The organism is Rickettsia endosymbiont of Gonocerus acuteangulatus (assembly GCF_964026435.1).
Taxonomy (GTDB): Bacteria; Pseudomonadota; Alphaproteobacteria; order Rickettsiales; family Rickettsiaceae; genus Rickettsia.
The window spans coordinates 1,535,787-1,548,274 of sequence record NZ_OZ032147.1 but is presented as its reverse complement, the minus strand read 5'-3'; the positions used below and the strand labels follow the sequence as shown (position 1 = coordinate 1,548,274).

Here is a 12,488-nt window from a genome sequence, read left to right as displayed (position 1 = left end):
GAGATATGGCACGAGCATATGCAATAGAACTAAGACTAAGAATTATAAAAGCTGTAGAAGCAGGGATACGAATAAGTAAGGTAAGTAAATTATTTAATGTAAGTCGTGATACTATATATAAATGGAAAAAATTAAAAGATAAGCAAGGTACTTTAGAAGCAGCAACTGGTTATCAGAAAGGACATAGTCATAAGATAAAAGATTCAGAATCTTTTAAAGAATTTTTTAAAGCTAATATGAATAAAACATCAAAGGAGTTAGCAAAGCAATGGGGTAATATTGCATCTGTAACTATTTTAAGACAAATCAGAAAACTTGGCTATAGCTATAAACAAAACTCATTTTCATCCGAAAAGAGATATTAAATTAAGAAATGAATTTATAGCAAAGATACAAACCATCACAAAAGACAAATTAGTATATCTTGATGAATCTGGAATAGAGGATAATGCTTGCAAAGAGTATGGATGGAGCATTATAGGACAAAGGTGTTATGGAGAAAAGGTGTATCAACATAAATTTAGAATAAGTATGATAGCTGGTCTTTGTAATGGTAATCTTATTGCTCCTGTAATATTTGAAGGTAATTGTAATACAGAGGTCTTTAAAACTTATATTAGGGATGTATTAATTACAGAATTACAACCTGGGCAAACCGTTATTATGGATAACATTAATTTTCATAAAAATTCTAAAGTTAAAGAGTTAATTGAATCCGTTGGTTGTACTATATTGTATTTACCAACTTACTCTCCTGATTTAAATCCTATAGAGCATTACTGGTTTAAGATAAAAAATGAAATTAGGAAAGTTGTAGGAGATTTTGAAACATTTTATGATGCTGTTTTTAATCTCTTTTGGGTATATTCCCCGCCGCTTGCGGCGTAATATGGCGGAATGAGCAAATATATACATAAAAGTCATAATGTTACGGTACTGCTGTATCACATGGTATTTCCAGCAAAATATCGCCGAGCAGTGTTTGACGTATCAGTTGATCAAGTATTACGAGAAATATGTTTAGAGATAGAAAAGAGATATCAAATAAAATTTTTAGAAATAGGGGTTGATGAAGATCATGTCCATTTTTTGGTACAATCTGTACCAACCTATAGCGTAACAAAAATAGTAACAACAATTAAAAGTGTTACAGCTCGTCAAATATTTAGACAGTGTCCACAGGTAAAGAAACAATTATGGGGTGGAGAATTTTGGACTGATGGATATTTTACGAGTACGGTAGGTAAGCATGGAAATGAGAATATGATAGGAAAATACGTAAAAAACCAAGGCAAGGAATATCAGAAACTGCATGAGGATCATCAGCTAGCTTTCTTCTAAAATACCCCGCTGCTTGCGGCGGGGATTACTTTTATTACTATTAAATTGTCAGTATCTTAATAATTTATGCTATACCAGCTAAAACTAGTGAAGCTATGAAAAAAGAAGTAACATTGAAGCTAGCTTATGATTATTTTAAAGGTTCTAAAAACTTTGATGATATAAATGCAATATCCGAAAGAATAGGAACAAACTATATATTTGAAGAGTATCTTGGTTTTAATATTGATCAATTTAAAAATGAAGAAATGAATATTATGGGTGGTGATCAGTATTCTTATTTAGATATGGACTTTTTATCTTAAGGAAATGTTCTGGCGTAAGGCTTGCCTTACGTTGTCATTGTAAGGAAATTACGAAGTAATTGACGAAGCAAGGAAGTATAAAAAATGCTAATTTATAGCATTTTTTATTATTTTTTCTGGATTGGCCACGCTCATTTCATTTGCGTAGCTCAGACAACTCTCGATCTACGCAACAATGCCGCCACAGGATAACATAAAAGACGTTGTTAGGTCTATCTAGATAAGATTCACACAATAATGATATAATAGTAAAACTCTAATAATAAATATCATGAAACTTAAAAATCTAATTTTATTAATATTAATATTTTCTTCATTGTCAGCTTTTTCGCAAGCTACAATACCCAAGCTTTTAAAAGATATTCTAATTAATGTCGTTGCACCGGCTTCAGGTGCTGATAGCAAAACTTTATCCGATTTAAAAAATATCAAAGCTCTTAACTTAAATATGCCGGCTAAATGTTTTAGCAAAAGTGATTTACCATTTTTAGCAAGTACTGATGAGATAAGATTTAATTGTTTGAAAGATGCCTTATATAATGAAGCTAGCAATATAGTATGGAGTTTAAGAGGCGGTTATGGTTCTGCAAGATTAATTCCTGATTTATTAAAACTTTCAAAACCAAATAAGGAAAAATTTTTTATAGGATATAGTGATATAACGGCTTTGCATCTTTTCTTATCGCAAGAATGGGGATGGAAAACAATACATGGTACTAATGTAGCTGGTTTGCTAAAACCTGAACAAGATCAAGGTAACTTGATAAAACTTGCTGAAATATTGCAAGGTAAAGTAAAACAAGCGGTCATAAATGATTTAGCAGCTCTTAACAATGTAGCCAAACCAACCGAACTTGTTAGCGGCAAGCTAACCGGCGGTAACCTAACTATGGTGTTAAGTAGTATAGGGACTAGATGGCAAATAAAAACCGCTGGTAAAATTCTTTTTTTAGAAGATATAAATGTAGCTCCTTATCAGTTAGATCGTGCTTTAATCCAATTAAAACAAGCTGGATTACTTGAAAATATTAAGGCTATAATATTTGGCACGTTTGATAAAGATTCTAAACTCACAATGTTAGTGCTGCGTAATTTTACAACTAATTTAAAAGTACCGGTATTTAAAACTGATAGATTCGGTCATGAAAAAATCAATGATCCAATTATTTATAACACAGATAGTAAAATTATCGGTAATGGTGAAAAATTTAAATTGATAATGGATTTGTGATAACTCCTATTGCTTTATACACACAAATATACTAAAATAGGAATTTTGTAAATAAAATATTATGATAGCAGAAAGTCACATAGAAACAATAAAGCAAGTTGGAGCTAATGGGCAGGTATCACTTGGGAAAAAATACGCTGGTAAGCAAATCCAAGTTTTAACGTTAATAGATGGTACTATAATAATTAAACCTGGTAAATTTATTCCTGATAATAAAATGTAGCTTTATAATAAAAATAACAATGAGATAATTGATAGAGCTATAAAATGGGCAGAAACAAATAAAAGGCATGAAAATTTTGATGAAATAGTAGATTTGGTACAAAATGACTAAAATATTACTAGATATGAATTATCCTGCTTTTCAAGAACAATTATTTAGCATAGAAAAGCAAGAGCAACGTGCTTTACTTACTTTAAAGAAAATCAAACAATTAGAATGGGAAGAATTATATAAAGATAAAGGTATAAGGTGGGAATTAATTACCTCAAAAACAACGTCAAAAGGTAATAATATATATTCATTTAGATTTTCACAAAAATATCGTGGCACAGCATATAGAGATGGTAATTTGTGTGATTTATAGACATAGTTATAATAAGGATGTAAGCTCAAATGTAATTTAGTTATAAAAAATACCAAAATGGACTCTAAGATTAAAATACGTTTGAGTTGGGTTTAAATTATATCAAGAGTCAGGTAATGCAGGGAAAGTGTGTAGTTATTATGGTATTTCAAGATCTACCTTACGTAAATGGTATAAACGTTATGAGTTATTGGGTATTGAGGGGCTGCATTCTTTAAGCAGGAAACCGCATACATTTCCTTTTCAGAAATTAAATGATATATCAGAGCAACAAATACTAGTGTTACGACAAGAGAGGAAATTAGGAGCAAGACGTATTCAGAATGAACTAAAACGTTTACATAACATTTCGTTTTCTATGGCTACTATACATAAAGTCCTGCAGAAACATAATCTTGGTAAGATAAACTTAAAGCGGCATTATTGTAAGCAAGTAAAACGTTATAGTGCTAAAGTTCCAGGGGCAAGGATACAAATGGACGTGTGTAAGATAGCCAGTAATTTATATCAGTATACTGCCATAGATGATTGCACTAGATATAAGATATTAGCTTTATATAAAAGATGTACTGCAATAAACACAGTATCTTTTTTAGAGAAAGTATTAACACATCTGCCATTTCTAATACAGCGTATTCAAACTGATAGAGGACAGGAGTTTTTTGCGTACATTGTACAAGATTATCTGAAAGAATATAAAATTAAATTTCGTCCTATTAAACCGTTGTCACCTCATCTAAATGGTAAGGTAGAAAGATCGCAAAAGACTGATTTAGATGAATTTTATAGTAGTGTTGATATACGAAGTATAGAATTACCAAAGCAATTATATAATTGGCCTTCAGTTAAGGAACTTTCGCTGTGACGCAAAATAGTGTATCAACACTTCTTGTCACCTGGGATATAAGGTATAACACCGGCCTTAAAGGCTTCAACTTGAAAATCATAGGGTGCATGCCTAATATTAATAATAAAGTGTGAGATTTATAGACATAGTTACAATAAGGATGTAGGCTCAAATGTAATTTAGTTATAAAAATACTAGTATGGAGCCTAAGATTAAAATACGTTTAAGTTGGGTTAAATTATATCAAGAGTCAGGTAATGCAGGGAAAGTTTGTAGTCACTATGGTATTTCAAGATTCACCTTACGCAAATGGTATAAACGTTATGAGTTATTGGGTGTTGAGGGTCTGCATTCTTTAAGCAGGAAACCGCATACATCTCCTTATCAGAAATTAAATGATATATCAGAGCAACAAATACTAGTTTTACGAAAAGAAAGGAAGTTAGGAGCAAGACGGATTCAGAACGAACTAAAACGTTTACATGGCATTTCGTTTTCTACTGCTACTATACATAAGGTCTTACAAAAACATAATCTTGGGAGACTAAACTTAAAGCGGCATTATCGTAAGCAAGTAAAACGTTATAGTGCTAAAGTTCCAGGTGTAAGATAGCCAGTAATTTATATCAGTATACTGCCATAGATGATTGTACTAGATATAAGATATTAGCTTTATATAAAAGACGTACTGCAATAAATACAGTATCTTTTTTAGAGCAAGTATTAGAGCGTATGCCATTCCCAGTACAACGTATTCAAACTGATAGAGGACAGGAGTTTTTTGCGTATATTGTACAAGATTATCTAAAAGAACATAAAATTAAATTTCGTCCGATTAAACCGTTGTCACCTCATCTAAATGGTAAGGTAGAAAGATCGCAAAAGACTGATCTAGATGAATTTTATAGTAGTGTTGATATACGTAGTATAGAATTACCAAAGCAATTACATAATTGGGGGCACACTTCTCTCGCTGGGAAAACACCTTGGGAAAAATATCAGGATCTTGAATCATCTGTTCCTTCTATACAAGAAATTGAGAAAAATTATGATCCGTTAAAAGAACCATTGATTATGCAAAATTATAAATATAATAAAGAACTAAGAAACATTATTAAGCTTAAAAAGGAATCATCTATTGAAAATACTATAAGTAAGTAGAACAGAACCTATTTAAAATAATAAGATTTTAAATAGGTAATGATGAACAGAAAATATAGACACTTATCTCGAGAAGAGAGATATGAGATAAAAAGAATGTATGACCTAGGAGTCAGTATTAATAAGATAGCACAACATCTTACGAGGTCTAAAAGCACTATTAGTATGGAGCTAAAAAGAAATAAGGTAAAAGATAAGTATATGCCTTGTGTTGCTCAGGAAAAATATGAAAACAGGATGTATCAGCAAGAGTTATTAAAAATAGAAAAGAACCCTATGTTGTTAGATTATATTAAAAATGCTATGATTCGCAAGAAATGGTCGCCGGATGCTATAGCCGGAAAGTTAAAACTAGACAAAAATACAGCTTTGTGTATCAGTACAGAAAGTATATATAGATTTGTTTACACTTCTGCAGTAGCAGCTAAATTAAAGTTATATAGCTATTTACCTTCTAAAAGATATAAAAGGCAAGAAAGAGGGAAGAGGCGTCAAAGGATCATTATACCACAAAGGATCTCAATACATCAGCGTGATGCAATAGCTACGAAAAAGGTAGAAGTAGGGAATTTTGAGGCAGATCTTACATTTCATAAAGGTAATCAAAGTATGAATATTGGTGCACTGGTGGATAAAAAGAGTCAAAAGATTATTTTAGTGCTGAATAACTCCAAGAGAGCTACAACAGTTACCAATGGTTTTTTAAGAAAGATAAAAACTCTTCCAAATAGTGTGAGAAAGACTATTACTATGGATAATGGCAAAGAGTTTGTGGGGCATGTTGCCTATAGACTATCTGGGTTTCAAACTTTCTTTTGTGATCCATACCGCCCTAGACAAAAAGCATTAGTGGAAAAAATGAATTCTATGATTCATAGAATTTTACCTAAAAATACAGATATTACTACCGTTACACAAAGAGGTCTTGACAATGTTGCTGAGATTTTAAATAACATGCCAAGAAAGATTTTTGGTTATAAAACCCCCAATGAAATTTGGGCAGAAAATTTATAGGTTTTGTTCTACTTAGTCCTTGCATTTTCAGGGTAATTGAGAGCATGCACAGAGAAATCAAGCAACTTACTGGGATAGAACGTTGTCAATGCAGGAAACAGCGTATTCAACGTAATCATATTAGTTGGGCATTTTTAGTTTGGGCATTTCTCAAAAGGACTGCAAATACAATCGGTAAAACGGTTTACCAAATAAAGTTAGGGCTTTTAGATGACTATATGCAACAACAGCTGCGTTCTCCATCTTTACGATATTTAGAACCAAACATAGCGTAAGTTTTGTAGCATTATTTCCATGCGGGTTTACATCGGTAGTGCTAGCTCCTTCATTTAATCTCTTTTGGGTATATTCCCCGCCGCTTGCGGCGTAATATGGCGGAATGAGCAAATATATACATAAAAGTCATAATGTTACGGTACTGCTGTATCACATGGTATTTCCAGCAAAATATCGCCGAGCAGTGTTTGACGTATCAGTTGATCAAGTATTACGAGAAATATGTTTAGAGATAGAAAAGAGATATCAAATAAAATTTTTAGAAATAGGGGTTGATGAAGATCATGTCCATTTTTTGGTACAATCTGTACCAACCTATAGCGTAACAAAAATAGTAACAACAATTAAAAGTGTTACAGCTCGTCAAATATTTAGACAGTGTCCACAGGTAAAGAAACAATTATGGGGTGGAGAATTTTGGACTGATGGATATTTTACGAGTACGGTAGGTAAGCATGGAAATGAGAATATGATAGGAAAATACGTAAAAAACCAAGGCAAGGAATATCAGAAACTGCATGAGGATCATCAGCTAGCTTTCTTCTAAAATACCCCGCTGCTTGCGGCGGGGATTACTTTTATTAATATTTCTATAATATCTTTATGAAGATATTTGCAAGCTCTCATAAATAATGTATCTTGATTCCCTCGTGATCTTTCATTAATCAAACCTGGATTCATAGCTATTAATTCAAATAATTCACTTGGTTTATTTTCCATTACATATTTAAATGCATTTTGTCTTATATTATCCAGTGGATTTGGCATTCCCCGCTCCTTAATTTAAGTTAATAATCTCTCTCATAATAGTTAACAAAAATTAATAATCAAGAGTTAATTACCATAAAATATGATTTTTTAATAAAATTTGTTTTAGACCTCAAATATGATATATTCAATATAAAAACGATATTTATGATTTCTAATATTTCTTTTTTACAGGATTTTGCTGAGTTTATTATAAGTAAATTTGGTAAGGAAAATTTGCGTAAAGAACTCAAGATAATATTGCCGAATAGTCGTTCTTTCACCGAGTTAAAGGGGCTTTTGACTGATAATTATAATGTGCAGAATTTACCTATTATTATCCCATTTAATGCCATTATTTCAAAAAAAGATTCTTCTGAAGATTACATGTCTAAAATGGAAGAATTATTTACCATATCAAAAATAATTACCGAATATAAAAAATTAGATTTTACTTCTGAGGAAGCATTAAAAGCTGCCGGAATTTTAAACAAGCTATTTGCTGATTTAGTAAATAATAATGTCGATATAAAATTAATTGAGACTTACAATAATTCAAAATATTGGCAGAATATTTATAAATTCTTAGAATATAGTTTTTTAAAATGGCAAAAAAATGAAAAGCAAAGCAGTAATAATTATAAATTAAAATTGCTTTTGGAAGAGATAGCAAAGACTAAAACCAGCCGTAAACAGGTAATATTAGCCGGCATATTTAAGCCTGATTCTTTCTTTAAAAAATATGAAGAAGAACTGCAAATAATCAAATATGATAAAATAAAGCTAGTTCGCAATAATATATATTATTACGAACCAGCAGATATCTATGAAGAGGCTGACCAGATAGCTCATATATGCCAGCAAAATGCAGATAAAAAAATAGCTATTGTTATAAATAATGACAAATTGAAAAGAATATATTGTAACTATTTAGATAAATATGGGATAGTGTTTGAAGATTTGATAGGTAATGATCTAAAGTTGACAAATGTAAGTAGCTTATTAATAGCTATTATAAATATATTATGTAATAATTTCGATTTGAAACTTTTATTTTTACTACTTAAAAATCCTTTAATAAACTGCACTAATGTTCAAAAACTTGAATTATTATTATCAGGTAAAAATCGTTTTATATCTTCGCCAAAATATCTACTACAATTACAATTTGATAGTGAGGAACTAAAAATTTATTGCTATAATTTAGTGGATATTTTATTTGCTACAAAGCCTTATACTATCAAAGATATGTTAGTGCTTTCTAAAGAAATAGCTCAAGAGATTCTACCAGAGATTTGGGAAAAAGAGGGAGGAGCTGAGTTATTAGAATTTTTAAATAATTTAATAGAGTTTAGCGGTAGTATAAACGTCAGTATAAAAGATTTTCCTAAAATTTTTACTCTATTACTTTCTAGCATTAAATATTATAAAAATATTGAATCTAAGATAGTTATCGGCTCACCTGAAGAACTTGCTTTATCCCGTTTTGATTTAGTTATATTACCGCATTTTAATAGCGATAATTGGGATGCTGCCGCCACTACTCACCCTTATTTAAGCAAAGAAGCAAAGCAAATATTGAACATAGATTATGATGAAATTAACCCCCAAATATATTCAAATTACTTTGATTTGTTATTACAAAATGAAGAAGTAATCATATTAAATGCAAAAAAATATGCTGGAAAATTATCCACCCCTTGTAATTTATTTTTGAAGTTACAAAATGTCATCCTTAATAAAAGTGTCATACCGCGACTTGATCGCGGTATCTCTGGAGTTATATTTCTGGATTCCGCTACAAACACGCGGAATGACATAGAACCAGCAGCACACAATACTTTTTTCCCAAATATATTATCCGTAACTGATATAGAAACTTTAATCAGAAATCCATATGGTTTTTATGCTAAGAAAATCCTGAAGCTATGGACTCAAGATAAGATATGGGAAGAGCCAAAAATATCAGATTTTGGGAACTTTATTCATAAAGTTTTAGAAGAGTATTCTAAAAATTATGACCAGCAAAATATGCTTGATAAACAGCAGGCTTTGCTAAATATTGGCAATAATATTTTACATAGCACTATTCTACCTACATATACAAAGAAAACTTGGCAAATAAAACTAACACTACTGAGTAAAGCTTTTATTCTATTTGATATGGAACGCAGAAAAAATTGTCAAAAAATTTATTTTGAAATTAAGGGAGAACTGAACTTAAATATAGCAGGACAGAATATAAAAATAATTGGTATAGCTGACCGAATTGAAATCAATAAATCAAACCGCATAACTATATTAGATTATAAAACTGGTACTATCCCAACTAAAAAAGAAATAGAGTTAGGACTTTCACCTCAGCTTATTATAGAAAGTTTAATGATACTCGAAAATGGTTTTAACATTTGTCATTCACGCGAAAGCGGGAATCCAGTCAAAGACATTATAATCGCCTATGTGAAAATAACCAGCACTGAACCTTATGTGCAAACAACAGAGATAAGTTTAAGCATGGAAACCCTAGACAAACATAAACAAGGATTAATTAGACTGCTTGAACATTATGTTACAAATAAGTCCTTTGTTTATGATTTGGATATGTCAAAATATAATGATTATTTGCATTTGAGGTAAAAATTCAAGGACTAAGTAGAACAAAACCTATAAATTTTCTGCCCAAATTTCATTGGTGTCATTGCTAAAATAAAAGGGACCAGTAAATTGCACGAAAAAGGGACCAGAGAAGTTGGTGTGACCTAATAAGGTTAATGTGCAATATTCACTAGATAATTAAGCAAGTAAATATCTAGTGATACAATGATAAGAATAAATATGTATACAACAATTATCACCCTTTATAAACAAGGCAATAGTCAAAGGAATATTGCCAAACTAACAAGAACAGACCGCAAAACAGTACGAAAAATAATAAACCGCTATGTAGAGGCTGGTACAGAATCCCCAGCAATCTATGAACGATCTTCAGTTTTGGATTTTTGGCACGAAAAAATAATTGAGTTATTAGAAAAAAATCTGAGTTACATAAGAATTTTTGAGGAGTTAAAAAATCAAGGTTATACAAGCAGTTATACTTCTTTGACCCGTTATATCAAAAAATATAAAATTAAGGATAACAGTTGCATTCGTTTTCATACTTTAGCAGGAGAGGAAGCACAAGTAGATTTTGGTGACATAGGCTTACAGTATAATTCTAAAGGGCGTAGAGTTAAAGCATATGTATTTAATATGCGTTTAAGCTATAGTCGCCTTGATTATTATGAAGTAGTGTTTGATCAAAGTTGTCAAACATGGATTCAATGTCATATCAATGCATTTAATTATTTTGCTGGTAGTCCAAAAGTAATAAAACTTGATAATCTTAAAGCTGGAGTAGTAGATGCCAATTTTTATGAGCCAGTATATCAGAAGGAATATAAGTGCTTAGCCGATCATTATGGAATTTTACTTTCTCCTTGTCGAGTGTATCAACCGCAAGAAAAAGGCAAAGTTGAGTCGGGAATAAAATACGTTAAAAATAATTTTTTTGCTGGTCGTAAATTTGATAGATATGAAGAATTAACAAATGGTCTTGCAAATTGGTTAAATAAGGCCAATAGCCGAATACATGGTACTACTAAGAGAATACCTAGAGAACTGTTTGAGCAAGAGGAAAGAAGTAGTTTGATTCCTTTACCATTAGAAACTTTTGATTTGTCATCTTGGCATAATCGAAAAGTAGCAAAAGATTGTCATATTACCATAGATAATAATTATTACTCTGTACCAGCAAAATATATATACAGTGAGGTAATGGTACAATTGTCCCCAAAACTTGTTCAAATATTTTCTATACAAAATGATTTAATAGCAAGACACGTTAGAACAGAGGGCAAGGGGATATTTACCACTAATCCGTCTCATTATGCTAAATACAAACGTCTATGCCCAGGTTTTATAGAATATAGTGAACATTATCAACAACAAATGCAGCAGATAGGGAATAATTGCAGTTTATTATTAGAATCATTACAACAAACAAGAGTGAATGATTGGCAACGTTGTGCACGAGGTATCATTTCTTTACGTAAGGTTTACAATGATGACTTAATAGATAAAGCCTGTCATAGAGCACTACATTATGGTATAAGTTCTTACTCTAAAATTAAGAATATTTTAAATAGTAATGCAGTAAACTTACCATTACCAGAGTTTGGAGGTAATAATGCAGAACTTATTTAATGACCTACGAAGCTTTAGATTATCAGGTATAGTCAATAGTTTAAATGAAAGGATTATTTATGCTCAAAATAATAAACTAGGATTTAAAGAATTTCTATCACTATTATGTGAAGATGAAAAATCTAACCGTAAGGATAATAATTACCGTCGCCGTAAAAGTGCTGCTAAATTGCCGGTAACTAAAAATTTAGAAGACTTTGATTTTAATTTCCAACCAAGTGTTGATGCCAAAGTAATAAGTGATTTATCAACTTGTGATTATATTAATACTAAGGGAAATGTAATATTCATAGGTGATTCAGGAACTGGGAAAACTCATCTTGCCATTGGGCTAGCATTAAAAGCTTTAACACGAGAATACTCTGTATATTTTACTACGGTATCGGATATGCTTTATAATTTACATATTGCAAGAGCAGATAATAGTTATCACAAAAAGGTTAAATTACTCCTATCGTTTGATTTATTAATTCTTGATGAGCTCGGGTTTAAGCAATTGCCAAAACATTCAGTAGAAGACTTTTTTAATATTATTGCTAAACGATATGAAAATAAATCTACCATTATTACCACAAACAAGGATTTTGAAAAATGGAATGAAATATTTGCTGATGAAGTATTAACTCATGCAATTATTGATCGATTGGTACATCATGCTCATATACTAAACATAAAAGGTAAAAGTTATCGTATTAATAACTATAAATCTGGAGGTAATATGGCATAAAAATTTTTAA

At 30.9% G+C, this 12,488-nt stretch carries 14 protein-coding genes and 2 pseudogenes; 15 read left to right on the top strand and 1 reads right to left on the bottom strand.

From position 1 onward, the window contains the following. Nucleotides 1-5 precede the first annotated feature (5 nt). The 12 genes and pseudogenes from AAGD55_RS09595 (at nt 6) to tnpA (AAGD55_RS09540) (ending at nt 7,309) form a co-directional block, all read left to right on the top strand. Nucleotides 6-888, top strand: a protein-coding gene (locus AAGD55_RS09595) for an IS630 family transposase (RefSeq protein ID WP_341791297.1) whose coding sequence is annotated in 2 segments (ribosomal slippage) — nt 6-332 and nt 334-888 — 882 coding nt in all. Because the reading frame shifts where the segments join, the coding sequence is not laid out codon by codon here. A gap of 9 nt (nt 889-897) precedes the next feature. Continuing rightward, complete coding sequence (gene tnpA / locus AAGD55_RS09590) at nt 898-1,341, top strand: IS200/IS605 family transposase (RefSeq protein WP_341790826.1); 444 nt, start codon at nt 898-900, stop codon at nt 1,339-1,341. Between the two features lie 95 nt (nt 1,342-1,436). After that, a complete protein-coding gene (locus tag AAGD55_RS09585; RefSeq protein ID WP_341791296.1) occupies nt 1,437-1,646 on the top strand; it encodes a hypothetical protein in 210 nt (69 codons plus the stop codon). A 271-nt stretch (nt 1,647-1,917) separates the two neighbouring features. Beyond that, the gene (locus tag AAGD55_RS09580) at nt 1,918-2,877 is read left to right on the top strand and encodes an LD-carboxypeptidase (protein WP_341791295.1); all 960 of its coding nucleotides are present in this window, start codon (nt 1,918-1,920) and stop codon (nt 2,875-2,877) included. A 61-nt stretch (nt 2,878-2,938) separates the two neighbouring features. Beyond that, nucleotides 2,939-3,100 carry a hypothetical protein gene (locus tag AAGD55_RS09575; protein ID WP_341792614.1) on the top strand — a complete coding sequence of 54 codons (162 nt, stop codon included), beginning with the start codon at nt 2,939-2,941 and terminating at the stop codon, nt 3,098-3,100. A gap of 124 nt (nt 3,101-3,224) precedes the next feature. Continuing rightward, on the top strand, nt 3,225-3,464 hold the full coding sequence (locus tag AAGD55_RS09570) for a hypothetical protein (protein WP_341791294.1): 240 nt from the start codon (nt 3,225-3,227) through the stop codon (nt 3,462-3,464). A gap of 127 nt (nt 3,465-3,591) precedes the next feature. Beyond that, nucleotides 3,592-3,786 (top strand): annotated as a pseudogene (locus AAGD55_RS09565) (helix-turn-helix domain-containing protein); the annotation flags it as partial. Between the two features lie 36 nt (nt 3,787-3,822). Further along, nucleotides 3,823-4,329 carry a DDE-type integrase/transposase/recombinase gene (locus AAGD55_RS09560; protein WP_341792580.1) on the top strand — a complete coding sequence of 169 codons (507 nt, stop codon included), beginning with the start codon at nt 3,823-3,825 and terminating at the stop codon, nt 4,327-4,329. A 181-nt stretch (nt 4,330-4,510) separates the two neighbouring features. Continuing rightward, nucleotides 4,511-5,472: pseudogene (locus AAGD55_RS09555) on the top strand (helix-turn-helix domain-containing protein). 39 nt (nt 5,473-5,511) lie between these two features. Further along, complete coding sequence (locus tag AAGD55_RS09550; protein WP_341791293.1) at nt 5,512-6,486, top strand: IS30 family transposase; 975 nt, start codon at nt 5,512-5,514, stop codon at nt 6,484-6,486. Continuing rightward, nucleotides 6,468-6,761 (top strand): hypothetical protein, encoded by a 294-nt coding sequence (locus AAGD55_RS09545; protein ID WP_341791292.1) that lies wholly within the window; start codon nt 6,468-6,470, stop codon nt 6,759-6,761. The genes AAGD55_RS09550 and AAGD55_RS09545 overlap by 19 nt, the downstream gene beginning before the upstream one ends. Before the next feature lie 104 nt (nt 6,762-6,865). Beyond that, the gene (gene tnpA / locus AAGD55_RS09540) at nt 6,866-7,309 is read left to right on the top strand and encodes an IS200/IS605 family transposase (RefSeq protein ID WP_341790826.1); all 444 of its coding nucleotides are present in this window, start codon (nt 6,866-6,868) and stop codon (nt 7,307-7,309) included. Here tnpA (AAGD55_RS09540) and AAGD55_RS09535 read toward each other — a convergent pair. Then, on the bottom strand, nt 7,306-7,530 hold the full coding sequence (locus tag AAGD55_RS09535) for a hypothetical protein (RefSeq protein WP_341791291.1): 225 nt from the start codon (nt 7,528-7,530) through the stop codon (nt 7,306-7,308). The two genes, tnpA (AAGD55_RS09540) and AAGD55_RS09535, sit on opposite strands and share 4 nt — an antisense overlap. 147 nt (nt 7,531-7,677) lie before the next feature. Between AAGD55_RS09535 and AAGD55_RS09530 the strand changes: the two genes are divergently transcribed. The 3 genes from AAGD55_RS09530 (at nt 7,678) to istB (ending at nt 12,478) form a co-directional block, all read left to right on the top strand. Then, nucleotides 7,678-10,146, top strand: a complete 2,469-nt coding sequence (locus tag AAGD55_RS09530; protein ID WP_341791290.1) for a RecB family exonuclease — start codon at nt 7,678-7,680, stop codon at nt 10,144-10,146. A gap of 198 nt (nt 10,147-10,344) precedes the next feature. After that, a complete protein-coding gene (istA, locus tag AAGD55_RS09525) occupies nt 10,345-11,751 on the top strand; it encodes an IS21 family transposase (protein WP_341790850.1) in 1,407 nt (468 codons plus the stop codon). Beyond that, nucleotides 11,735-12,478 (top strand): IS21-like element helper ATPase IstB, encoded by a 744-nt coding sequence (gene istB / locus AAGD55_RS09520; protein WP_341791289.1) that lies wholly within the window; start codon nt 11,735-11,737, stop codon nt 12,476-12,478. Before istA ends, istB begins: the two co-directional genes overlap by 17 nt. Nucleotides 12,479-12,488: the final 10 nt, after the last annotated feature.